The 22,406-nt window shown below is 54.9% G+C and carries 23 protein-coding genes; 7 read left to right on the forward strand and 16 right to left on the reverse strand.

The features are described from left to right. Window positions 1-217: 217 nt before the first annotated feature. Window positions 218-685, reverse strand: a complete 468-nt coding sequence (gene slyB / locus GYRE_RS18360) for an outer membrane lipoprotein SlyB (protein WP_006820108.1) — start codon at window positions 683-685, stop codon at window positions 218-220. A gap of 277 nt (window positions 686-962) precedes the next feature. On the opposite strand from slyB, the gene anmK reads away from it, so the two are divergent. The 5 genes from anmK to pdxY all read left to right on the forward strand — a co-directional run bounded on the left by anmK (window position 963) and on the right by pdxY (window position 5,556). Beyond that, window positions 963-2,087 carry an anhydro-N-acetylmuramic acid kinase gene (gene anmK, locus GYRE_RS18365; RefSeq protein WP_038257321.1) on the forward strand — a complete coding sequence of 375 codons (1,125 nt, stop codon included), beginning with the start codon at window positions 963-965 and terminating at the stop codon, window positions 2,085-2,087. Between the two features lie 91 nt (window positions 2,088-2,178). After that, on the forward strand, window positions 2,179-2,505 hold the full coding sequence (mliC, locus tag GYRE_RS18370; RefSeq protein WP_038257324.1) for a C-type lysozyme inhibitor: 327 nt from the start codon (window positions 2,179-2,181) through the stop codon (window positions 2,503-2,505). A 60-nt stretch (window positions 2,506-2,565) separates the two neighbouring features. Continuing rightward, the gene (gene pdxH, locus GYRE_RS18375; RefSeq protein ID WP_087943273.1) at window positions 2,566-3,225 is read left to right on the forward strand and encodes a pyridoxamine 5'-phosphate oxidase; all 660 of its coding nucleotides are present in this window, start codon (window positions 2,566-2,568) and stop codon (window positions 3,223-3,225) included. Between the two features lie 126 nt (window positions 3,226-3,351). Further along, on the forward strand, window positions 3,352-4,626 hold the full coding sequence (gene tyrS / locus GYRE_RS18380; RefSeq protein ID WP_038257327.1) for a tyrosine--tRNA ligase: 1,275 nt from the start codon (window positions 3,352-3,354) through the stop codon (window positions 4,624-4,626). A gap of 69 nt (window positions 4,627-4,695) precedes the next feature. Further along, the gene (gene pdxY / locus GYRE_RS18385) at window positions 4,696-5,556 is read left to right on the forward strand and encodes a pyridoxal kinase PdxY (RefSeq protein ID WP_038257330.1); all 861 of its coding nucleotides are present in this window, start codon (window positions 4,696-4,698) and stop codon (window positions 5,554-5,556) included. A 36-nt stretch (window positions 5,557-5,592) separates the two neighbouring features. Here the strand turns inward: pdxY and gstA are convergent, their stop codons facing one another. The 12 genes from gstA to blr form a co-directional block, all read right to left on the reverse strand. Next, window positions 5,593-6,198, reverse strand: coding sequence for a glutathione transferase GstA (gstA, locus tag GYRE_RS18390; RefSeq protein WP_006820102.1), 606 nt, complete (start codon window positions 6,196-6,198; stop codon window positions 5,593-5,595). Between the two features lie 110 nt (window positions 6,199-6,308). Next, window positions 6,309-7,814 carry a dipeptide/tripeptide permease DtpA gene (dtpA, locus tag GYRE_RS18395; protein WP_038257333.1) on the reverse strand — a complete coding sequence of 502 codons (1,506 nt, stop codon included), beginning with the start codon at window positions 7,812-7,814 and terminating at the stop codon, window positions 6,309-6,311. 599 nt (window positions 7,815-8,413) lie between these two features. Then, window positions 8,414-9,049 carry an endonuclease III gene (gene nth, locus GYRE_RS18400; RefSeq protein WP_038257337.1) on the reverse strand — a complete coding sequence of 212 codons (636 nt, stop codon included), beginning with the start codon at window positions 9,047-9,049 and terminating at the stop codon, window positions 8,414-8,416. Next, window positions 9,046-9,750: an electron transport complex subunit E gene (locus GYRE_RS18405; RefSeq protein ID WP_006820099.1), complete on the reverse strand. Its 705-nt coding sequence runs from the start codon at window positions 9,748-9,750 to the stop codon at window positions 9,046-9,048. Before GYRE_RS18405 ends, nth begins: the two co-directional genes overlap by 4 nt. A 3-nt stretch (window positions 9,751-9,753) precedes the next feature. After that, the gene (rsxG, locus tag GYRE_RS18410) at window positions 9,754-10,374 is read right to left on the reverse strand and encodes an electron transport complex subunit RsxG (RefSeq protein ID WP_006820098.1); all 621 of its coding nucleotides are present in this window, start codon (window positions 10,372-10,374) and stop codon (window positions 9,754-9,756) included. 9 nt (window positions 10,375-10,383) lie between these two features. Further along, window positions 10,384-11,436: an electron transport complex subunit RsxD gene (gene rsxD / locus GYRE_RS18415; protein WP_038257342.1), complete on the reverse strand. Its 1,053-nt coding sequence runs from the start codon at window positions 11,434-11,436 to the stop codon at window positions 10,384-10,386. Beyond that, entirely contained in the window at window positions 11,437-13,398 is a 1,962-nt protein-coding gene (gene rsxC / locus GYRE_RS18420) for an electron transport complex subunit RsxC (RefSeq protein WP_038257345.1), read from the reverse strand. Further along, the gene (gene rsxB, locus GYRE_RS18425; RefSeq protein ID WP_006820095.1) at window positions 13,391-13,969 is read right to left on the reverse strand and encodes an electron transport complex subunit RsxB; all 579 of its coding nucleotides are present in this window, start codon (window positions 13,967-13,969) and stop codon (window positions 13,391-13,393) included. The genes rsxC and rsxB overlap by 8 nt, the downstream gene beginning before the upstream one ends. Then, on the reverse strand, window positions 13,969-14,550 hold the full coding sequence (gene rsxA / locus GYRE_RS18430) for an electron transport complex subunit RsxA (RefSeq protein WP_006820094.1): 582 nt from the start codon (window positions 14,548-14,550) through the stop codon (window positions 13,969-13,971). Before rsxA ends, rsxB begins: the two co-directional genes overlap by 1 nt. A gap of 77 nt (window positions 14,551-14,627) precedes the next feature. Next, complete coding sequence (locus GYRE_RS18435; protein WP_006820093.1) at window positions 14,628-15,068, reverse strand: DUF2569 domain-containing protein; 441 nt, start codon at window positions 15,066-15,068, stop codon at window positions 14,628-14,630. 86 nt (window positions 15,069-15,154) lie between these two features. Then, window positions 15,155-15,370, reverse strand: a complete 216-nt coding sequence (ydgT, locus tag GYRE_RS18440; RefSeq protein WP_006820092.1) for a transcription modulator YdgT — start codon at window positions 15,368-15,370, stop codon at window positions 15,155-15,157. 459 nt (window positions 15,371-15,829) lie between these two features. Next, entirely contained in the window at window positions 15,830-15,967 is a 138-nt protein-coding gene (blr, locus tag GYRE_RS18445) for a division septum protein Blr (protein ID WP_006820091.1), read from the reverse strand. Window positions 15,968-16,134: 167 nt separating this feature from the next. On the opposite strand from blr, the gene GYRE_RS18450 reads away from it, so the two are divergent. Beyond that, window positions 16,135-17,178, forward strand: coding sequence for an oxidoreductase (locus GYRE_RS18450; protein ID WP_038257349.1), 1,044 nt, complete (start codon window positions 16,135-16,137; stop codon window positions 17,176-17,178). 35 nt (window positions 17,179-17,213) lie between these two features. On the opposite strand, the gene add is transcribed toward GYRE_RS18450, so the two are convergent. The 3 genes from add to malX all read right to left on the reverse strand — a co-directional run bounded on the left by add (window position 17,214) and on the right by malX (window position 21,136). Then, window positions 17,214-18,215, reverse strand: coding sequence for an adenosine deaminase (gene add, locus GYRE_RS18455; protein WP_038257352.1), 1,002 nt, complete (start codon window positions 18,213-18,215; stop codon window positions 17,214-17,216). 96 nt (window positions 18,216-18,311) lie between these two features. Next, entirely contained in the window at window positions 18,312-19,484 is a 1,173-nt protein-coding gene (locus tag GYRE_RS18460; protein ID WP_038257355.1) for a MalY/PatB family protein, read from the reverse strand. Window positions 19,485-19,546: 62 nt separating this feature from the next. Continuing rightward, a complete protein-coding gene (gene malX, locus GYRE_RS18465) occupies window positions 19,547-21,136 on the reverse strand; it encodes a maltose/glucose-specific PTS transporter subunit IIBC (protein WP_006820085.1) in 1,590 nt (529 codons plus the stop codon). A gap of 176 nt (window positions 21,137-21,312) precedes the next feature. Between malX and GYRE_RS18470 the strand changes: the two genes are divergently transcribed. Further along, window positions 21,313-22,341 carry a Mal regulon transcriptional regulator MalI gene (locus GYRE_RS18470; protein ID WP_006820084.1) on the forward strand — a complete coding sequence of 343 codons (1,029 nt, stop codon included), beginning with the start codon at window positions 21,313-21,315 and terminating at the stop codon, window positions 22,339-22,341. Window positions 22,342-22,406 lie beyond the last annotated feature (65 nt).

Genomic DNA, 22,406 nt, shown 5'->3' on the forward strand with positions numbered 1-22,406 from the left:
GAGAGCCCAAAAGTTGCGGGTGTTAAACGTAATATTACTGAGTGTAATTCAGAAAAATGTGTCAAATATTGCGCCTGAACAAACAACTGTGGCGGTTTATATTTGCGAGGTAATTATGCGTTAATTAGATGAGAAGAAAGGTTACCAAAAGTCAGTTTTTGTCAGGGAAGGGTAAAAATATATCGCGTAACGCAGAGCGCGTTACGCGATAAGAAGATTAACGCGGGGAAACGGTAACCTGCTGGCCGTTGCTGGCAATTGCCACACGCTGGCCTTTAGAGAAGCGAGTATCGCCCTGTTTCTGCACAACCATAATGGTGTTGCCGTCGTCTTTGCGGATTTCCAGCTCAACACCCTGGGTTTTGTTCATCGCGCTCTGTACGCCCTGACCGGCTACGCCGCCTGCTACAGCACCTGCTGCGGTAGCGAGAGAACGACCGGTGCCGCCGCCTACGGTATTACCGAGGAAGCCACCTAAAACCGCACCGCCGATAGCACCGATCACGTTAGAATCGTCGCCGCCCTGGATTTGTACCGGACGGGTATTCACGATTGTCCCGTAGGCCACGTTCTGAACCTGTTTTGCTTCGGATGCGTTATATACGTCCCCGGACAGGCCACTGCTGCTGACACATCCCGCCAGCGATAAACCGATCATAGAAACGGCCAATACACGTAACATCATTTATGACTCTCCTGTTCACCATGAAACGCTCACCTGAGCATCCGTCATGATGCAATTATATGGCATTTACCTTACGCAGGTCATTTGTTCTGCATCGATAAGGCGAAAATTATATTCAGAAAAGGTTTAACCGATGTTAAACCATTGTCAAAGTCGGAGCGCGGCCGGAGCCGTCAACTTTTGTGGTCTATTGTTAAAATTTATTAGTACCTCATAGAATTGGCGCGAACTTTATGGTGGAGTGTGGGGTCCGGAATGCCTAACCTCAGGAAAACATATGAAATCGGGTCGCTTTATTGGTGTTATGTCAGGAACCAGCCTTGATGGTGTTGATGTCGTGTTGGCCGCGATTGATGAACATCGCGTCGCGCAGTTGGCAAGCCTGTCGTATCCCATTCCCGCTCCGCTGAAAGAGGGAATTCTGGCTATCTGTCAGGGGCAGCAACTCACACTTTCCCAACTGGGAAGGCTCGACACCCAGCTAGGTCGCCTGTTTGCCGATGCGGTACTGGCGCTGATGAATCAGGAACGCCTGCTGGCGGAAGACATTGTCGCCATCGGCTGCCACGGACAGACGGTGTGGCACGAACCGACGGGAGCGGCGCCGCATACCATGCAGATTGGTGACAACAACCAGATTGTGGCGCGAACCGGTGTTAGCGTGGTCGGCGATTTCCGCCGTCGCGATATGGCTCTGGGGGGCCAGGGCGCACCGCTGGTGCCTGCGTTTCACGATGCTTTACTATCGCATCCCGCCGAACGGCGAATGGTGCTGAACATTGGCGGTATTGCCAATCTCTCGCTGCTGGTGCCAGGCCTGCCGGTTCGTGGCTACGACACCGGGCCGGGCAACATGCTGATGGATGCCTGGATCTGGCGTCGCCGTGGTTTGCCTTATGATAAAGACGCGGAATGGGCGAATAGTGGCAAAGTGAATCTGTCGCTGCTGCAGGATATGCTGAGCGACCCGTGGTTTGCGCTGCCGGCGCCGAAGAGCACCGGCCGGGAGTACTTCAATCTGTCGTGGCTCGAAAGGCAGCTTGCCCGCCACCCGAACCTGCAGGCGCAGGATGTGCAGGCAACGCTGACGGAGCTTACCGCCGTCACGATTAGTGAACAAGTGTTGCTGAGCGGTGGCTGTGAACGCCTGCTGGTCTGCGGCGGCGGTAGTCGCAACCCGCTCCTGATGTCGCGCCTCTCTGCGCTGTTGCCCGGCACCGAGGTGACAACCACCGATGAAGCCGGGATCAGCGGCGACGACATGGAAGGGCTGGCATTTGCCTGGCTTGCCTGGCGAACCATCAATGGTCTGCCTGGTAATCTGACGTCGGTAACCGGCGCCAGCGAAGCGTCGGTGCTGGGCGCCATTTTTCCCGCCAATCCACTGCAGAATCAGAGTTAACTGAAATCCGGGCGAATTATCTGTCGCTAGAATGGGATCATTACGGAAGGGCGGATTGCCCTTCTGGCCCGGAAAGTCACCAGGAACGACTATGAAAAAGAAACTACTGATTGCCGTAATCCCTTTCATGCTCGCCGGCTGTAGCTACTACAACCAGTTTGTCGAACGTATGCAGACCGACAAGCTGGAATATCAGTGTGATGAGAAACCGTTGACCGTGCAGCTTAACAATCAGCGCCAGGAAGTCAGCTTTATCTATGACAACCAACTGCAGCATCTGAGGCAGGGTCTGTCCGCTTCCGGAGCGCGCTATACGGACGGGGTATACGTCTTCTGGTCGAAGGGTGATAGCGCCACCGTTTACAAACGCGACAGTATTGTCCTGAATAACTGTCAGTTACAGAATCCGAAGCGTTGAGATTTTTGGTCGGGCGGCGCACAATAACGCCACCCGATGACAATAAAAAAAGCTTACGCCATGTCTGATAACGATGATTTACAAGAACAAATCGCGCAATCGCGCCGTGAATACATCCGTGGCGGTCTCCGCCGCCGCGACCTTCCTGAACAACCGCTAGATCTGTTCGAACGCTGGTTACGCCAGGCCTGCGATGCAAAGCTGGCTGACCCGACCGCCATGGTGGTCGCGACCGTCGACGAAAACGGCCAACCGTACCAGCGTATTGTCTTGCTCAAGCATTACGACGAGAAAGGCCTGGTGTTTTACACCAACCTTGGCAGCCGTAAAGCCCATCAGCTTGAGCAGAACCCGCGCATCAGCCTGCTGTTCCCGTGGCATATGCTCGAGCGTCAGGTGATGGTGACGGGTAAAGCTGAGAAGCTTTCCACCCTCGAAGTTGTGAAATACTTCCATAGCCGCCCGCGCGACAGCCAGATTGGCGCATGGGTGTCAAAACAGTCCAGCCGCATTTCCGCGCGCGGGATCCTCGAAAGCAAATTCCTCGAACTCAAGCAAAAATTCCAGCAAGGTGAAGTACCGCTGCCGAGTTTCTGGGGCGGTTTCCGCGTCAATATCGAGCAAATGGAATTCTGGCAGGGCGGTGAACATCGCCTGCATGATCGTTTTTTATACCAGCGTGATAACGGTTCGTGGAAAATTGACCGCCTGGCACCGTAATCCCCACAAAATGTTGTTTTAAGCGCTGGCGCAAGGCGGGCTGGCGCTTTATTCTATGAAGCTTTCGTATCTGACGAAAAGTCGTGTACCGGCAGAGGTGCAGTCCGTATATATATGGAGAATTTGATGGCAAGCAGTAACCTGATTAAACAATTGCAAGAGCGGGGCCTTGTGGCTCAGGTGACGGATGAGGAAGCGTTAGCAGAGCGACTGGCGCAAGGGCCAATTGCACTCTATTGCGGCTTCGATCCGACCGCTGATAGCTTGCATTTGGGGCATCTCGTTCCCTTGTTATGCCTCAAACGCTTCCAGCAAGCGGGTCACAAGCCGGTAGCCCTGGTCGGTGGTGCCACCGGTCTGATTGGTGATCCGAGCTTCAAAGCCGCGGAGCGTAAACTGAACACGGAAGATACCGTGCAGGAGTGGGTAGATAAAATTCGCAAACAGGTCGCGCCGTTCCTCGACTTCGACTGTGGCGATAACTCTGCCATTGCTGCCAACAACTACGACTGGTTTGGCGGCATGAACGTGCTGACTTTCCTGCGTGATATCGGTAAGCACTTCTCCGTTAACCAGATGATCAACAAAGAAGCGGTGAAGCAGCGTCTGAACCGTGACGATCAGGGGATCTCGTTCACCGAGTTTTCCTACAACCTGCTGCAGGGTTATGACTTTGCCTGCCTGAATAAGCTGCACGGCGTGTCGCTGCAGATCGGCGGTTCCGACCAGTGGGGTAACATCACCTCCGGTATCGATTTGACCCGTCGTCTGCACCAGAACCAGGTATTTGGCCTGACCGTACCGCTTATCACCAAAGCAGATGGCACCAAGTTCGGTAAAACCGAAGGTGGCGCAGTATGGCTGGATCCGAAAAAAACCAGCCCGTACAAGTTCTACCAGTTCTGGATCAACACCGCCGACGCCGACGTCTATCGCTTCCTGAAGTTCTTTACCTTCATGGACATTGAAACTATCAATGAGCTGGAAGAAGAAGACAAAAACAGCGGTAAAGCACCTCGCGCTCAATACGTCCTGGCAGACGAAGTCACTCGCCTCGTTCACGGCGAAGAGGGTCTGGAGGCGGCGAAACGCATTACCGCAAGCCTGTTCAACGGTACGTTGAGCGACCTGAGTGAAGCTGATTTCGAACAGCTGGCGCAGGATGGTGTACCGATGGTTGAGCTGGAAAAAGACGCCGACCTGATGCAGGCGCTGGTGGACTCCGAGCTGCAGCCGTCCCGCGGTCAGGCACGTAAAACCATCGCCCAGAACGCTATCACCATCAACGGTGAAAAACAGTCCGATCCGGAATATACCTTTGCCGACAGCGATCGCCTGTTCGGTCGTTACACCTTACTGCGTCGCGGTAAGAAGAACTACTGTCTGGTCTGCTGGAAATAATCCAGTCAACCGTGAAGGGCGTGGGAAACCACGCCCTTCTTACTTTGTGCTCCAGGTAAGATATAACAAATGAAGAACATCCTCGCCATCCAGTCTCACGTGGTCTTTGGTCATGCCGGTAACAGCGCGGCAGAATTCCCGATGCGTCGTCTGGGGGTAAACGTCTGGCCGTTAAACACCGTTCAGTTTTCTAACCATACGCAGTACGGCAAATGGACCGGCTGCGTGATGCCGCCGTCCCATCTGACGGAAGTTGTGCAGGGTATCTCGGATATTGGTCAGCTAAAACGCTGCGATGCGGTGCTGAGCGGCTATCTTGGCTCGGCCGAGCAGGGAGAACATATTCTCGATATTGTGCGCCAGGTAAAGGCGGAGAACCCGCAGGCGAAATATTTCTGCGACCCGGTCATGGGACACCCGGAAAAGGGCTGCATCGTGGCACCCGGCGTGGCGGAGTTCCACGTGAAGTACGCGATGCCGGCAAGCGATATCGTGGCCCCCAATCTGGTCGAACTTGAAATTCTCTGCGGTCACGATGTGCATAACGTTGACGAAGCGGTACTTGCGGCACGTGAGCTTATCGAACAGGGTCCGGATGTGGTGCTGGTGAAGCACCTGGCGCGCGCGGGCTACAGCGTGGATCAGTTTGAAATGCTGCTGGTGACCCGCGACGAAGCCTGGCACATCAGTCGTCCTCTGGTCGATTTCGGCGCCCGTCAGCCGGTTGGCGTCGGAGATGTCACCAGTGGACTACTGCTGGTGAAACTGCTGCAGGGAGCTACGCTGCGTGAAGCGCTGGAGCACATTACCGCCGCGGTTTACGAAGTGATGGTGACAACACAGCAGATGGATGAATACGAGCTGCAGGTGGTTGCGGCGCAGGATGCTATCGCGAAACCAGAACATTTCTTCAGCGCCACGCGGCTGTAAGAAAGGACCGGGCGGTTATTCCGCCCGGTTATTGCGTTACTTCAGACCTTCCGCGGCCATGGCCGCAGCAACGGCCGGACGCGCCGCAACGCGCTTCATATACGCTTCGATATTCTTAAACCCGTCCATATTCAGTTTAACCGCATACGCCCAGCGCAGTACGGTGAACAGATAGGCATCGGCAATGGTGAATCGGGTGCCACTCAGCCACTCGCCGCTTTTCAGCGAGTCGTCGACATACTGCATTTTCTTTTCGAGCTGTGCGCGAGCCGTTGGCTTGTAGTCTTCCGGCGTATCGGGGCGGAACAGCGGCGTAAAGCCCTTGTGCAGCTCGGTCGCAACATAGTTCAGCCACTCCAGCGTATGGTAGCGACCAATGCTGCCAACCGGCGCCAGTAGCTGCCTGTCGGGCACGCTGTCGGCGATGAACTGCATGATGGCCACACCTTCGGTCAACAGGCTGTTGTCGTCCAGCAGCAGGGCAGGAACCTGACCTTTCGGGTTGATAGCAAAGTAGTCGTCGCCGTTTTCCAGCTTCTTCTTCATTAAATCTACGCTATCGAGCGTGAAGTCTTTGCCGCTTTCGCGCAGCGAGATGTGTGAGGCAAGAGAACAGGCGCCGGGCTTGTAGAACAGTTTCATGACAAACTCCTGGTTGCAGGTATGTGGTTCTATCCTGGTACAAGTGGGTCTAAAAAAAAAAGCCGCTAACATAAGGTTAGCGGCTTAAATTTATCTGTTTCCCGAAGACATTACGCTGTTGCGGTATCTTTCGCGGCAGCGCTCTGATCGTCGTCCTGAGTCATGCGGTTCAGTTTCGGCGCCAGCAGGATCATCAGCACAGCAATGACTGCGGTGGCGATACCGATCTGCAGGAACACGTGGCCGTATACTTCCAGAGACATCAGCGGGTCAGTAACGTTTTCCGGAACCGCCATCAGGTTAGCAATCTTACCGGCGATAATCGCCGCACCTGCGGTGGTCAGGAACCAGCTACCCATGATGAAGCCCATCAGACGCTGCGGAACCAGCTGTGCCACCATCGCCAGACCCAGACCAGAGATCATCAGCTCACCGATGGACTGCAGAGCGTAGCTCAGAATCAGCCAGTTAACGGAGACGATACCGGCGTCGCTGGCAAATTTGGTACCCAGCGGCAGTACCAGGAAGGCACCGGAGCACAGCACCATACCGATAGCGAACTTGTGCGGCATCGGCAGACGGTCACCCATCTTGTTATAGATAGCAGCAAGAATCGGGCTACCAATCATGATCCAGAACGGGTTCAGGGCCTGATACTGTTCCGGCTCAAAAGCGATACCCAGAATGGAGTGCTCAACGTTACGGATTGCGAAGAAGTTCAGAGACGTCGGCATCTGGCTGTACAGAACGAAGAAGACGATAGCCTGCAGCATCAGAATGAAGGCCACAATCATCTTACGGCGTGCTGCACCCTGCATCGCGAACGCTTCTTTACCGAAGATGCACACAATGATGAACGCAATCACGCCCAGCGCCATACGTGCAACACCCTGGTTATGCAGCAGCCAGGTCGCGATAGTGGCCAGGATGACAACACCGACGATAGTTGCCAGCAGTTTGCCAACGTGAACCGGCTCGAAGTCCGGCTTAGAACCATACTGTTTTACCCACTTCTGGCAGAACGCGAAGTTCACCACGGTAATCAGCATACCTACAACGCTCAGTGCAAACGCCACGCTCCAGCCAAACTTCGCCGCAAGCCACGGCGTCGCCAGCATGGAGAAGAAGGAACCGATGTTCACGGACATGTAGTACATGGTGAATGCACCGTCCAGACGCGGGTCATCTTTCGCATAGCAGGTAGAGAGCAGGGAAGACGGGTTAGCTTTGAACAGACCATTACCAACGGCGATGGTTGCCATACCCATATATACGATTGCGGCATCGTGACCAGACCATGCGACCAGCGCATAGCCGATTGCCAGGACGATAGCCCCCAGCATGATGACGCGTTTAGTACCCAGAACTTTGTCGCCTAACCAACCGCCAATGGCCACGAGGCCATACACCAGCGCACTAAAGGAGGAGAACAAGGTGATTGAATCCGCTTCAGACATACCCAGTTGTTTTACCAGGTAAACGGCCATGATCCCTTGCAGGCCGTAGTAACCAAAACGCTCCCATAATTCTATAGAGAAAATGAGATAGAACGCTTTTGGCTGTTTGAAAGCGTTCAAACTGACGCTTTCTGCTGGTTTATTGTTTGCAGTTGACACATATACCTCTTTTTTTTCGACCCATATTAATGGGGAAGTTCTGGGCGTGGTGCTTAAAAAAATGCACCCGCCTTATTGTTATATTTGGAGGGGAAACGCGGGGTAATGTTCACTATCCTGACCAGTCAGGCAAGGGGTTTGTAATATTCTGTTACACATAAACAGGGCGGTATAATTAGCCGGACACCTAAATGTTATTTAGCGTTAAATTTCACCGTTTAGCGGTTGTTGGTTTTTTCCTCTGAAAGATGGGGGTAAAATTGCGCTATTGGCGATATGTTCTGCTGCTGGCGTTAAAACATAGTGATATGACCTATGTTCTGAAAAATAGCCAGTGTATTGTCCGGCGGAAGTGAGAAAAGCCGCTGATGCAGTGGGTAAAATGTACCTTTTGCGCAACATGAAATTAACACCGTGTTGCGCCGGTGATCATGATCACAGAGTTATAGAATTTTTTCCGTGGAAAAAAATGATTAACCTGGCTGAACGATTAATAGCCAGTGAATGCGGCGGTATAAAAAGAGATCTATGGCACAAAAAATGGACGGACAGGGAGGGACGGGCGCCAGACGCGATAAAGATGCGCGTCCGGCGAGTTGTCAAATATCGACCTTCTCTTTGAATTCGCAGAGATCTTCAATCAGGCAGGAGCCACAGCGTGGTTTACGGGCGATACAGGTGTAGCGACCGTGCAGAATAAGCCAGTGATGGCAGTCGACCTTAAACTCGGCAGGGACCACTTTAAGCAGCTTCTCTTCTACCTGCTCGACATTTTTACCCGACGCAAAGTTAGTACGATTACAGACGCGGAAAATATGCGTATCAACGGCAATCGTAGGCCAGCCAAAGGCGGTGTTAAGCACGACGTTAGCCGTTTTACGCCCCACGCCCGGCAGAGCTTCCAGCGCGGCTCTGTCTTCCGGCACTTCACCACCATGCTGCTCAAGCAGAATGCGGCAGGTTTTAATCACGTTTTCCGCTTTGCTGTTAAAGAGTCCAATGGTCTTGATGTACGATTTCACGCCATCGACACCGAGCTCCAGCATCGCCTGAGGAGTATTGGCCACCGGGTAGAGCTTTGCGGTGGCTTTGTTGACGCTGACGTCGGTAGCCTGAGCGGAGAGCAGCACCGCAATGAGCAACTCAAACGGTGAACTGAAGTTCAGCTCCGTGGTGGGGTGCGGATTGTTGTCCCGCAGGCGGGTGAGGATCTCAAGGCGTTTGGTTTTATTCATGACGCTTTCCCTGCGGTATCAGCCTGTGCCGGGCTGGCGACCACTTCTGCAGTCTGTGCTTTGCGTTGTTTGGATCGCTCATCAATCAGATATTTCAGCGCGAGCAGCATCCCGAGGCCGATGAAGGCTCCTGGGGGTAGCATGGCCAGCAGGAACGGGGTGTCGGTATGGAATACCTCGATACGCAGCACTTTTGCCCAGTTACCCAGCAAACCGTCGGCACCGTCAAACAGCGTTCCGTTACCAATGATTTCACGCATTGACCCAAGTACAAACATTGCGCAGGTTGCCCCCATCCCGATGGAAAAACCATCCAGGGCGGAAAGGGCTGGTCCCTTTTTAGCCGCGAAGGCTTCAGCACGTCCTACAACGATACAGTTGGTCACAATAAGGGGAATAAAGATCCCCAGTGACTGATACAGGCCAAACGCGTAGGCGTTGATAAGCATTTGCACGGCGCTGACCACCGAGGCAATGATCATCACGTATACCGGAATACGGATCTCGGCTGGCGTCCAGTGACGGAGTGCCGAGATGAACAGGTTAGTGAGAGTCAGCACCAGCGTGGTGGCAAGCCCCAGGCCAAGGGCATTGGTTGCCGTCGAGGTGACAGCCAGCAGCGGGCAAAGCCCCAGCAGCTGGACCAGCGAGGAGTTGTTTTTCCATAACCCCTGAACAATAACGTCTTTTATTTCGCTCACGGTTTATTCTCCACAGGCACTGAGTTCAGGAAGCTGCGCAGGCAACGTTTGCGCAAAGATCCCGGCGCGTCTGACCGCATTGACTACCGCGCGGGGGGTGATCGTGGCGCCGGTAAACTGGTCGAAGTCGCCGCCGTCTTTTTTCACCGCCCAGTGGCTGTCATCAGGACCGTTGATTTTTTTACCCGAGAAATGGGTTATCCAGTCCGACAGGCGTAGCTCTATTTTATCACCTAATCCCGGCGTTTCATGGTGTTCGATAACGCGGGTGCCAAGCACCGTGCCGCTGAAGTCGGCACCGACAAGCAGACGAATAGCGCCTGAGTAGCCGTCCGGTGCGGTGGCTTCAATGACCGCTGCTACCGGGGTATCACCGTTACGGGCGATATAGACTTTGTGAGCGCCTTTGCCCAGCGATGCATCGGTCACCAGATAGCAGCTGCCCTGCAGATTATTGGTGTACAGATTCGGCGGGATGACCTGATCGAACAACGCCTTTTGCTGCAGCGCAGCCTGATCGGCAATAGTGCTTTTGGTTAACAGGTTAATGGCGGCCGTTAATCCCGTCGACCCCGCGGCGAACAGCGCCAGGATAAGACCGTGTTTCTGCATTGTCTTTAACATGGGCGTTCCTTAACGGTGACCGTACGGGCGAGGACGAGTGTAGTAGTCGATAAGCGGTACCGTAATGTTTGCCAGCAGCACGGCGAACGCCACACCATCCGGATAACCGCCAAAGCTACGAATAAGCCACACCAGCAGGCCGGCGAGGGCACCGAAGATCAGGCGGCCACGATTTGTCGTGGAGGCCGTAACCGGGTCCGTCAGAATAAAGAAAGCGCCAAGCATGGTAGCACCGGAGAGCAGGTGCATTTGTGGTGAAGCCAGCGTCTGTGGAGAGAACAGCCAGCCAAGCGTCGCGCAAACCGCAAGGCTTACCAGGAAACTCACCGGGATGTGCCAGCGAATGGCACGCTGCCAGAGCAGGAACAGGCCTCCCACGAGCCAGGCCACGTTCACCCACTGCCAGCCGATACCCGCCAGTGCACCACCGAAAATCGGTAATTTGAGGATATGTTCGACGTTCTGCCCGGCATGCAGCGAGGTTTTGAACGTATCGAGGGGAGTTGCCTGGCTTATTCCATCAATGCCCATTCTGAGGCTGGTCATATCATGGCCGGAAGCAGCATGTCCGGTGAAGATGATTTGCACTGCATCGAGCAGGCTCGGCGTGGATGACGCAATCTCGTGCGGCGGCAGCCAGGAGGTCATCTGCACCGGGAAGGAGATAAGCAATACCACATAACCGATCATCGCCGGATTAAACGGGTTATGCCCGAGCCCGCCGTACAGCTGTTTAGCGATGATCACCGCGAAGGCGGTACCCAGCACCACCATCCACCAGGGGGCGAACGGTGGAATGCTGACCGCAAGCAGCAGCCCGGTCAGCAGGGCGGAGTTATCGCCAAGAGTACGCAGCGCATTCTGTTTGCGCAGGCGTAAAATAGCGGCTTCGGCAGCCCAGGCGGTAACGGCGGCAATCACTATCTGAATGAGGGTACCCCAGCCAAAAAACCAGCTCTGCACGGCGATGCCCGGGAGCATCGCAACCAGCACCAGTAGCATAATTCGTGAAGTCTGACGCTGGTTGTGGGTATAAGGGGAGCTTGCGATTCTGAAAACCATTTAATCCTCATTCACTGCCTGCTGAGCGGCTCTTTTCGCCTGCGCGCGCGCGATAGCGGCGGCAATGGCGGCTTTGCGCGGGTCATCATTGGCCGCCGGAGCGGAAGGGGCGGCAACCTGTTGTTCTGCTTTACGTGCTTTCGCGCGGGCAATCGCGGCTTCTACCGCCGCTTTGCGCGGATCGATAGCCGTGGTTGCCGCCGCAGTCGATGGCGCTTGAGTTTCGTGATTGCCGGTCGGCGCTGCCGCTTTACGTGCTTTGGCTCTGGCGATAGCCGCTTCGACGGCGGCTTTACGCGGGTCAGCCGCAGCTGGTTCAACGGTGGCTTCCTGCTGTTTTTCGGCCTGTCGCGCTCGGGCCTCGGCTTTGCGGGCCTCGCGAGCCGCTATCACTTCGCTGTTATCCGGAACCGTTCCGGCTTTGATAACCACTGGCTGCATGGCCTGCTGCTGCTTTTCACGTACACGAGCGAGTGCAGCATCGATAGCCGACTTGTCGGTTTTACCAGGCTGAGCAGCAGACTGCTGATGGCGTGCCTGACGCGCGGCTTTATCACGCTCGAGCCGAGCCTGACGAGCCTCAAAGCGGATTTTCGCCTCGGCTGCGCGTTTTTCTTCGTCAGCGATGGCTTTAATTTCTGCTTTTTCCTCACGGAAATACTGCACCAGCGGGATGTTGCTGGGGCAAACCCACGCGCAGGCGCCGCATTCGATGCAGTCAGCCAGGTTGTGGCTGGTCGCTTTATCATGCTGCTGCCCTTTACTGAACCAGTAAAGCTGCTGGGGTAGAAGATCGGCCGGGCAGGCATCGGCGCAGGCGCTGCAACGAATGCAGCCTTTTTCTTCTGCTGTCTCACCCATTTCGGTTGCTGAAGGAGCCAGCAGACAGTTGGTAATTTTTACCACCGGAACGTCGAGCCACGGCAGGGTAAAGCCCATCAGCGGACCGCCCATGATGACCAACTGTTCGCTGCTGGCACAAAAGCCGGCCTGCTCCAGCAGATGACGCACCGGAGTTCCCAGACGCGCCCAGACGTTGCCCGGATGGGCAACTGCCTCGCCGGTCAGGGTGACGACGCGTTCAGTGAGCGGTTCACCGTCGATAACCGCCCGTTTAACGGCGTAGGCGGTGCCGACGTTTTGCATCAGCACGCCGATATCCGAAGAGCGCCCGCCGTGGGGAACCTGTTTGCCGGTGAGGATCTGCGTGAGCTGCTTCGCACCGCCGGAAGGATATTTGGTGGGGATTACCCGCAGGCTGATGCCGTGATGATGAGCCAGCACTGCACGCATCATCGAAATGGCCTGCGGTTTGTTGTCTTCGATGCCAATCAGCACTTCACGCGGCTGTAAAATATGCGCAAGAATGCGCACACCCTCGATAATCTGAGCGGCACAGTCCTGCATCAGCCGATCGTCGGCAGTGATGTAGGGCTCGCACTCGGCGGCGTTAATAATGAGGGTTTCGATTTTATCGCCACCGCCGTTGAGCTTGCTGCCCGTCGGGAAGCCTGCGCCACCGAGCCCCGCTACGCCAAACTGATGAATACGTTCAATCAGCTGCTCGCGGGTTTTATTCTGGTAATCGCTCCAGCCATCGCGCTCTGCCCAGCGGTCTTCGCCATCCGCATCAATGATGATGCTGAGCTCTGCCAGCGCTGAAGGATGCGCGGTTGAGTGGGGGGCAATTGCCACCACTTTGCCTGACGTGGGCGCGTGAACCGGCAGCATGCGCCCGCGACCACGGGTCAGTGGCTGGCCACGCAGCACAGTATCGCCAACGCTGACGCACAGCTCGCCTTCAGCACCAATGTGCTGTTTTAACGGCATGATAAAACGCTGCGCCAGAGGGATCTGCCGCAGCGGGGTGCCGTTAGACTGGGTTTTCATCTCAGGAGGATGAATGCCGCCGTCAAAGTCCCAGATCTTATCTTTGCGGAAGGCAGAAAATAGCTTAAACATGTTGTTCCACGGGAATGATGTGTACCGGAATGGTCTGCAGATTCCATTTCCAGCTTTCTGTGGTGGTCGCGACCGGACGCAGGTCAATACAGCGCGTCGGGCAGGGATCCACACAGAGATTGCATCCGGTGCAAAGGTCGCTCATGACGGTGTGCATAGCGCGAGTGGCGCCAACAATGGCATCAACCGGGCAGGCCTGAATACATTTGGTGCAGCCAATACAGTTGGCCTCGTCAATGACCGCCAGCATGCGCACCGGTTCGGCAGCGGCAACGTCGCCATCAATAGGCTGCGGATCGACGTTAAGTAAGGCGGCAATTTTCAGCATCACGGCTTCGCCACCCGGCGCACAGCGGTTAATCTTTTCGCCCTGTGTCCCTACCGCTTCGGCGTAGGGGCGGCATCCAGGGAAGCCGCACTGACCGCACTGACTCTGCGGCAGCAGTTCATCAATTTTCTCGACAACGGGATCGTCCTCAACCGCGAAACGGCGTGAGGCATACCCCAGAATGACGCCGAAAATCAGCCCTAACAGGCTGATGGCGGCGACAGCAATCCACACAGCATTCATTACAACTTCACCAGACCACTAAAGCCCATAAAGGCCAGAGACATTAAGCCTGCGGTAATCAGCGCAATCGCGTTACCACGAAACGGGGCAGGTACATCAGCAACCACCAGGCGTTCACGGATGGCGGCAAACAATACCATCACCAGCGAGAAACCGACGGCGGCGGAAAATCCGTACAGCGCCGACTGCATGAAGTTATGCCCAAGATTAATATTCAGCAGCGCGACACCGAGCACAGCGCAGTTGGTGGTGATAAGCGGCAGAAAAATCCCCAGCAGGCGATACAGCGCCGGGCTGGTTTTGCGCACCACCATTTCGGTGAACTGTACCACCACCGCGATAACCAGAATAAAGGCCAGCGTGCGCAGATAAATCAGATTAAGCGGAATGAGGATCCAGGTATCGATAAGCCAGGCGCAGATAGACGCAAGCGTCATCACAAAGGTGGTCGCCAGTCCCATTCCCATCGCGGTTTCGAGCTTTTTGGACACGCCCATAAATGGGCATAAGCCCAAAAACTTCACCAGAACGAAGTTATTAACGAGGACGGTTCCAACAAATAGCAGTAGATAATCAGTCATTGTTCGACCTGAAAAAAACAAAGCCGCCTATTATCCTTCATCTGGACGGCGGCGACAACAGAGTAATCGTGTGGATATTACGGGTTTACAAAGGTCCGTTTTACCCGCGCAGAGCGCTTAAAGTAAGGCACCAGCAGGGCGGTTGCCAGCAGCGGGAATACCAGCTGACGTAGGGCCATGGCGTCCGGAATGGGGGAAAAAGCAAACGCTTTAACCGCAAGCAATACCGAAATAAGCAGCCAGATAATATAGTGCTTAGGCACCAGTGCCCGGCGTTTAAAGAAGGCAATGGTGAGCCATAGGGTGTAGTACCACATGGCAATAGCAAACAGGCAGGACAAAACCCACAACCCAATATGTCCGGCGCTTTGGGCACGCAGAAGGGTGAAAGTTTGCGGTGAAGCCAGCGCGCTGGCATAAAGCACCACGGCTAAAGACGCGCTCAGCAGCGCGACTAATAACCAGGCAAGCGGGGCAAGAAGCCATCCACCAATTCGTTCAGCGGTTTTATCGGACATTACCTCTCCTGAAAATCAGCGCCAGTTTGTCTGCGAAAATGACAAGCCGTGAAGTATAAAGCAACTGGCGCCAGAGAGGACAGTATTTATTGTACGTAGCGCCAGACGGATTTAGGGACCTGGCCAACATCGAATAAACGGCCGCCGGAGACCAGCTCCGCGCGACGATGATCGGCTGCGCGATACATATTCACAATGTCGTTAGTGTCTGACAGGGAGTAATTCAAATGATCAAAGAGCTTTTCCAGACTTTCGAGTGAGTTGATCTTACGAAACTTCAGCAAATAGTCCTGAACGGTCATGTTTACACGTATCCATTTTATAATGTGAGTAGCATCGGTAAAGATGTTTTAAATATGAAACAACAATGGGTATGGCAGGAGTCAAAGGGCCTGATGGCGCCTGGGTGGGAAGGTTAACGCGCTTCACGACGGCTGGCAATAACGTTATGGTGCCAAAATAAACTCTTTTTACATTTTCTGTTCAGTTATTGATGGCGATCGACATTATCCTGCGAAATGTTTTCATATATCCACGACTATCACCTGATGAAATCAATAAGCGAGTAGCAAAAATATTACCGGATATTATCAGAACTTTCGCATTTTGAGCTTTTCCGTAAAGATATTTCAGATTATTGCCGTAGCTTTTTTAAGCTATTTCATGAGGAGATAACAAAATGGAAAGGGGGTGGTTGAAAAAGAATCAAGCAACCGGGGGTATCCGCCGGCTGCGTCCTTGCGGTGACGTTCAGAGAACGTTTATTTTTTCATGACTGCTGCGGTAGGTTCCGGAGACTGGTAGTTATCGATATGGTGAGCCGCAATCAGCAGCAACACAGAAATCCCCAGGATGACCCAACCAATCAATTCAACGATGCGAGTTAATACGGACGACATGATTTTCGAAGTAAAAGTGATAACAGGTGGCAAATCTTACTCATCGCGGGGCCAGATGCAAGTGTAACGTTTCAGCTCGCATTGTGAATGCCTTGCTATTAATCTGTTGTTACGCTCCCGGAGTTGTTGTGAAATAGAGAGACGTAATCGATGAGAGGCACTGTAAGATGAGCGACAATATCCGTGTAGGATTAATTGGTTATGGTTACGCAAGCAAGACGTTTCATGCCCCGCTGATAAGCGGGACACCAGGGATGGAGCTGGCTGTTGTCTCCAGCAGCGATGAGGTTAAGGTAAAAGCCGACTGGCCGTCCGTGCAGGTGGTGTCAGAGCCTAAACATCTGTTTACCGATCCCAGCATTGATTTAATTGTCATCCCAACCCCTAACGATACGCACTTCCCGCTGGCGAAAGCCGCGCTGGAAGCGGGTAAGCATGTGGTGGTGGATAAACCCTTTACCGTGACACTGTCACAAGCTCGTGAGCTTGATGCACTGGCAAAAAGCGCGGGTCGCCTGCTGTCGGTGTTCCACAACCGCCGCTGGGACAGCGACTTCCTGACGGTGAAAGCGCTCATCGCTGAAGGGGCACTGGGTGAGGTGGCGTTCTTTGAATCGCACTTCGACCGTTACCGTCCACAGGTGCGTAACCGCTGGCGTGAACAGGGCGGCCCGGGGAGCGGTATCTGGTACGATCTGGGACCACACCTGCTCGATCAGGCGGTTAATCTGTTTGGGCTGCCGGTCAGCCTGACCGTTGATCTTGCACAGTTGCGGCCTGGCGCGCAGTCAACCGACTACTTCCATGCCGTGCTGGCCTATCCACAGCGCCGGGTGGTGCTTCACGGGACGCTGTTAGCCGCGGCAGAGTCTGCACGTTATATCGTTCACGGGTCGCGCGCGAGCTATGTGAAATACGGTCTCGACCCGCAGGAGGAACGCCTCAAGAATGGCGAACGTCTGCCGCAGGAAGACTGGGGCTACGATATGCGTGACGGCGTTATCACCCGCGTTGACGGCGAAGAGCGCGTGGAAGAGACCTGGCTGACCCAGCCGGGGAACTATCCGGCCTATTACGCAGCCATTCGCGACGCTCTTAACGGTAACGGTGAAAATCCGGTTCCGGCAAGCCAGGCGATTCAGATTATGGAGCTTATCGAGCTTGGTATTGAGTCGGCGAAGCATCGTTCTACGCTCTGCCTGGCCCGCTAAAAAAGTAAAGCCGCTGATTCAGCGGCTTTTTAGGGTTACTTTTTGGTGACAGTGTCACGTAGTGCTTGCTTCTCTTGCGGGCTCAAGAACGCCATTTCCAGTCCGTTTTTCTGCGCCTGGCGAATCTGTTCGCGGCTCAGACCGGCGGCCGGGGCGGCTACGGTGTACTCGTGAATAATATCGATGCCCTGAACCGCCGGATCGTCGGTGTTGATGCTTGCCATCACGCCGTGTTCCAGGAAGGTTTTCAGCGGGTGACCGGCGAGCGACGGAACCGTGCTGGTCTGAATGTTGGACGTCAGGCAGGATTCAATACCAATACGCTGGCTTGCCAGGAAATCCATCAGCGAGAGATCTTCCACCGCCTTTACACCGTGACCGATACGCTCGGCGCCCAGCTCACGAATCGCCTGCCAGATACTCTCCGGGCCAGCCGCTTCGCCTGCGTGAACGGTAATATGCAGACCCGCATCGCGGGCGCGGTTAAAATGGCTCAGGAACAGGCTGCCCGGAAAACCAAGTTCATCACCGGCCAGATCCAGCGCGGTAATGCCGTCGCGGTGTGCCAGCAGGGCATCGAGCTCCGCCAGGCAGGCGGTTTCACCAAAAGTACGGCTCATGATGCCGATGAGATTAGCCTTCACGCCGAAATCACGGCTACCTTCACGCACACCGGCGATAACGGCTTCGACCACACCGTCGACAGGTAATCCATGGGTCATTGCCATATAGCCTGGAGAAAAACGCAGCTCTACATAGTGCAGGCCGTTACGTGCGGCATCTTCGATGTTTTCGTACGCTACGCGGCGGCAGGCATCAAGGGTTGCCAGCACTTTCACGCCCCAGTCAAGCTTCGACAGGAAACTCACCAGATCGGGTTCGTTGCTGGTGACCTGAACGTGCGGACGCAGGGCGTCCAGCGTATCAGCCGGAAGAGTCAAATTATGCTGACGGCCAAGATCGAGAATGGTTTGTGCGCGGATGTTTCCATCAAGGTGGCGATGGATGTCAGTTAATGGAAGGGATGTATCAATCATGGTCGCACTCTTTTTTAGTTAAAGTGCGGACCATTATAAAAACAAATGCGGGTAAAAAGCTATTTTGCGCAACGATTTTCACCGTTGCGCAAAATGTCAGCTCAGAGAACGGATGGCGGCAATCAGCCGCTGTACGCCCTGTTCGAGCTTGACTCTGGGACAACCGGCATTCAGGCGTACAAAACCGTTGCCTTCTTCACCGTAGGTGTAACCCGGCATAATGGCCACTTTCTGCTGCTCAATCAGCGCTTTTTGCAGCGCACGGTCATCAATGCCTAACGGGTTGAGATCGATCCATGCCAGATAGGTCGACTCCGGCGGCTGCCATTGCAGCGCCGGGAAGGCCTGGTTCAGCTCCTGAGCAATATACGTGAGGTTGTCCTGTAAATAAGCGCGTAATGCGTCGAGCCAGGGAGCGCCATCGCGATAGGCGGCAATATGTGCCACCAGCGCCGGAACCGACGGGGAAGAGAGCCCATCGCGGCCTTTCAGCGTGTTCAGATAGCCGAGGCGTGAAGTCTCGTCACCAATCAGGCCGTAAGCGCCGGTAAATGCCGGAATATTGAAGCTCTTGGAACCGGAGGTAAACAGCGACCACGGACCGCGAGCCACTTCGCACCACGGCGTATGGCGGTGATTTCCCCAGGCCATATCCATGTGGATTTCATCGCTAATGACTTTCACGTCGTGTTTTTCACACAAGGCGGCCATGGTTGCAAGCTCCTCACGCGTCCACACTTTCCCGGTCGGGTTGTGCGGGCTGCAGAGTAGCAGAATACGGTTTTGCGGCTGTGCGAGCACCTGCTCAAGGCGAGACATATCGCAGTTCCAGCCTTCCGTCGTTTTGCTGAGCGGAACCGCAACGATTTGGCGATCGTTACCTTCAATGGCTTTGTAAAAGGCATCGTAGGCTGGGGTATGTACCACGATGCCGTCACCCGGGGCAGACCACTGGCGGATCATTTCTGAAACCATGTAGATAACCGACGGGCCATAGACAATAGATTCTTTATCGATGGCACTGTTGAAACGGGTCGCGAACCAGTGGGCAATTGCACCGAGAAACTCGTCGTTCTTCCAGCGGCTGTAGCCGAACACACCGTGCTGCAAACGCTGGCTTACGGCATCGATAATGCAGGGGGCGGTGGCAAAATCCATGTCGGAGATGGTGAAGGGCAGCAGATCGGCTGCGCCAAAACGATCGGCGACATAATCCCACTGGGTGCACCAGGTGCCGTGTCTGTCGATGGGAGTGGAGAAATCAAACATCAGAACGTCCTTTACGTTGCACAAAAAACAGAACCCCCTTCAGGCGAAGGGGGTTGTGCGTATCAGGCCTGAACGGTGTTCATCAGGGTGGCCATTTCATCTTTCACTGACTGTACCTGCGGGCCAATGACCACCTGCAGGTTGTGCTGGTTAAGCTGAACGACCCCGATTGCACGGTTCGCTTTCAGCGCGTTGCTGTCGACCTTCGACATGTCATTTACCGACAGACGCAGGCGGGTAATGCAGTTGTCCAGGGTCACGATGTTCTCAGCACCACCGAGGGCGGCAAGGATAGCAGGCACGTTGTAACCCGATTTGCCAACGGTACCGGCCACTGCCTTCTCAACCGGGTTGGTGTCGATATCACGGCCCGGGGTCTTCAGGTTAAAGCGGGTGATGGCGAAGCGGAAGATACCGTAGTACACCGCAAACCAGATAGCCGCCACAACCGGCACCAGATACCATTTGGTAGACAGACCGTGCAGGATCCCGAACACCACGAAGTCAATAATGTTACCGTCGGTGTTGCCGATGGTCACGCCGAGGATAGCCATTACGGTGAAGCCCAGACCGGTCAACAGCGCGTGGATAACGTACAGCACCGGCGCGACGAACAGGAACAGGAACTCCAGCGGTTCAGTGGTGCCGCCGATAACACAGGCCACTACGCCGGAAATCAGCAGGCCTTTAATTTTATGACGGTTTTCAGGACGGGCGCAGTGGTACATTGCCAGGGCTGCACCCGGCAGACCGCCGAGGAAGGCGGGCATTTTACCCTGAGACAGGAAGCGGGTCGCGCTCTCAGAGAAACCGTGCGTGCTCGGGCAGCTCAGTTGGGTCTGGAAAATGGTCAGCGCGCCGCTGACGGTTTTACCACAGACGTCCATGGTGCCACCGGCTTCGGTGAAGCGGATCAGTGCCACGAGGATATGGTGCAGACCAAACGGCAGCAGCAGACGTTCACCGGTACCGAAGATCATCGGGCCAAAATCGCCGGCGCTGTTAATCAGCCAGCCGAGGGCGTTGATGCCTTTGGCAAAGATTGGCCAGATAAGTGGGATCGCCAGACCGACCAGACCCATCACCACGGTGGTGATGATTGGCACGAAGCGGGTACCGCCGAAGAACGCCAGCGCGTCCGGCAGACGAATTGAGTGGAAACGCTCGTGCAGCATCCAGACAATCACACCCGCGATAACCGCGCCGAGAATACCGGTGTCAATGGACTGGATCCCGAGGATATTCTGAATGTTGTTAGCCTTCAGGATCGCCGCGTCGGTGGTTGGAAGAATACCTTTCGCCGTGAGCCAGAAGTTCACCGCCAGGTTCATTACCGCATAGCCGACAAAACCGGCGAAAGCCGCGACGCCTTTGTTCTCACGCGCCAGCCCCAGCGGGATAGCGATACAGAACATCACCGGCAGGAAGCTGAAGGCGAAGGAACCGACTTTGCTCATCCAGATGAAAATGGCCTGCAGGATCGGGGTATCGAGCCACGGCAACAGGGTGGTGACATCATGGCTACTCAGCGAACTGCCGATACCCAGCATGATGCCGCAGAAGGAAAGCAGCGCCACGGGTAACATGAATGTTTTCCCTAGCTGCTGAAAAAACTCCCACAGAGTAACTTTTGGTGCTGCTTTGGTCGTCATAAAACGACTCCTTGTTGTAAAAATAATCGTTAGTGATGATGCAGCAGAAAGATAAAACGTTTTACCAAACTTTAGTGCGAAGCAAATCACAATTTCAAATGAAGATAAGGTTTATAACTACGGGGCGTTGATAAAACGTTTTATCTGACAATTTTACAGGGAGCCGGATGCCACCCATGGCAATCGCAAAGAAGATAACCATTAACGATGTCGCGCTGGCCGCGGGTGTTTCGGTCAGTACGGTCTCGCTTGTCCTCAGTGGCAAAGGGCGCATCTCTTCCGCGACGGGGGAAAAGGTCAATCAGGCGATTGAACAACTGGGGTTTGTGCGCAACCGCCAGGCTGCGTCGCTGCGTGGCGCGGCAACGGGTGTGATTGGTCTGATAGTCAGCGATCTGCAGTCGTCGTTTTATGCTGAGCTCACCTCCGGGATCACCAACACCCTGGAGTCACAGGGCAAAATGGTCTTTCTGACCCAGGCCGGGCGGGAAGGCGAAAACATGGCGCAGCGCTTTGAAACACTGATCTCGCAGGGTGTGGATGGCGTGATTATCGCCGGGGCCGTCAATCGTGGCGTTGAGCTTTGTGAGCGGGCGGAAGAGGCGGGTATTCCGCTGCTTTTTGCTTCGCGAGCCAGCTGCCAGGATGAGGTCGAGCTGATTCGGCCAGACAATATGCAGGCGGCGCAGATGGTCACCGAACATCTTATTCGTCGGGGCCACCAGCGGATTGCCTGGCTCGGCGGTCTGAGTTCATCGCTCACCCGTGCCGAACGCGTGGGAGGCTACTGCGCCACGCTGCTCAAATATGGCTTACCTTTCCACAGTGAATGGGTGCTGGAGTGCGGCACCAGCCAGAAGCAGGCGGCAGAAGCCATGACCGGACTGCTGCGGCAGTATCCGATGATCACCGCGGTGCTTTGTTATAACAACGTTATCGCCATGGGCGCGTGGTTTGGCCTGATGCGTGCCGGGATGCAGAGTGGGGAAGCCAGCGTCGAGAGTTACTTCGAGCAGCGCGTTACTCTGGCGGCCTTTGCGGAAGTGTCGGAAGAGGCGCTCGACGATCTGCCGCTGACATGGGTTACCATGCCCGCACGCGAGATGGGCAAAAGTCTGGCAGAGCGCATTCTCCAGCGTATTGATACCGGCAGAGTGACCCTCAACAATCAGATAATGCCCCCGCGATTGATTACCCGGAAATAACGCCTTCTGGTATCACCAACTGACGCAGAAACAAAAATGCCAGTCAGCGAGCTGACTGGCATTGT

The sequence above is a fragment of the Yokenella regensburgei ATCC 49455 genome (assembly GCF_000735455.1).
GTDB lineage: Bacteria > Pseudomonadota > Gammaproteobacteria > Enterobacterales > Enterobacteriaceae > Yokenella > Yokenella regensburgei.

What these genes read in the sequence shown, in the direction of transcription:
- slyB (WP_006820108.1), bottom strand. Translation starts at nt 685, where the DNA reads ATGATGTTACGTGTATTGGCCGTTTCTATGATCGGTTTATCGCTGGCG.
- anmK (WP_038257321.1), top strand. Translation starts at nt 963, where the DNA reads ATGAAATCGGGTCGCTTTATTGGTGTTATGTCAGGAACCAGCCTTGAT.
- mliC (WP_038257324.1), top strand. Translation starts at nt 2,179, where the DNA reads ATGAAAAAGAAACTACTGATTGCCGTAATCCCTTTCATGCTCGCCGGC.
- pdxH (WP_087943273.1), top strand. Translation starts at nt 2,566, where the DNA reads ATGTCTGATAACGATGATTTACAAGAACAAATCGCGCAATCGCGCCGT.
- tyrS (WP_038257327.1), top strand. Translation starts at nt 3,352, where the DNA reads ATGGCAAGCAGTAACCTGATTAAACAATTGCAAGAGCGGGGCCTTGTG.
- pdxY (WP_038257330.1), top strand. Translation starts at nt 4,696, where the DNA reads ATGAAGAACATCCTCGCCATCCAGTCTCACGTGGTCTTTGGTCATGCC.
- gstA (WP_006820102.1), bottom strand. Translation starts at nt 6,198, where the DNA reads ATGAAACTGTTCTACAAGCCCGGCGCCTGTTCTCTTGCCTCACACATC.
- nth (WP_038257337.1), bottom strand. Translation starts at nt 9,049, where the DNA reads ATGAATAAAACCAAACGCCTTGAGATCCTCACCCGCCTGCGGGACAAC.
- rsxG (WP_006820098.1), bottom strand. Translation starts at nt 10,374, where the DNA reads ATGTTAAAGACAATGCAGAAACACGGTCTTATCCTGGCGCTGTTCGCC.
- rsxD (WP_038257342.1), bottom strand. Translation starts at nt 11,436, where the DNA reads ATGGTTTTCAGAATCGCAAGCTCCCCTTATACCCACAACCAGCGTCAG.
- rsxC (WP_038257345.1), bottom strand. Translation starts at nt 13,398, where the DNA reads ATGTTTAAGCTATTTTCTGCCTTCCGCAAAGATAAGATCTGGGACTTT.
- rsxB (WP_006820095.1), bottom strand. Translation starts at nt 13,969, where the DNA reads ATGAATGCTGTGTGGATTGCTGTCGCCGCCATCAGCCTGTTAGGGCTG.
- rsxA (WP_006820094.1), bottom strand. Translation starts at nt 14,550, where the DNA reads ATGACTGATTATCTACTGCTATTTGTTGGAACCGTCCTCGTTAATAAC.
- GYRE_RS18435 (WP_006820093.1), bottom strand. Translation starts at nt 15,068, where the DNA reads ATGTCCGATAAAACCGCTGAACGAATTGGTGGATGGCTTCTTGCCCCG.
- ydgT (WP_006820092.1), bottom strand. Translation starts at nt 15,370, where the DNA reads ATGACCGTTCAGGACTATTTGCTGAAGTTTCGTAAGATCAACTCACTC.
- blr (WP_006820091.1), bottom strand. Translation starts at nt 15,967, where the DNA reads ATGTCGTCCGTATTAACTCGCATCGTTGAATTGATTGGTTGGGTCATC.
- GYRE_RS18450 (WP_038257349.1), top strand. Translation starts at nt 16,135, where the DNA reads ATGAGCGACAATATCCGTGTAGGATTAATTGGTTATGGTTACGCAAGC.
- add (WP_038257352.1), bottom strand. Translation starts at nt 18,215, where the DNA reads ATGATTGATACATCCCTTCCATTAACTGACATCCATCGCCACCTTGAT.
- GYRE_RS18460 (WP_038257355.1), bottom strand. Translation starts at nt 19,484, where the DNA reads ATGTTTGATTTCTCCACTCCCATCGACAGACACGGCACCTGGTGCACC.
- malX (WP_006820085.1), bottom strand. Translation starts at nt 21,136, where the DNA reads ATGACGACCAAAGCAGCACCAAAAGTTACTCTGTGGGAGTTTTTTCAG.
- GYRE_RS18470 (WP_006820084.1), top strand. Translation starts at nt 21,313, where the DNA reads ATGGCAATCGCAAAGAAGATAACCATTAACGATGTCGCGCTGGCCGCG.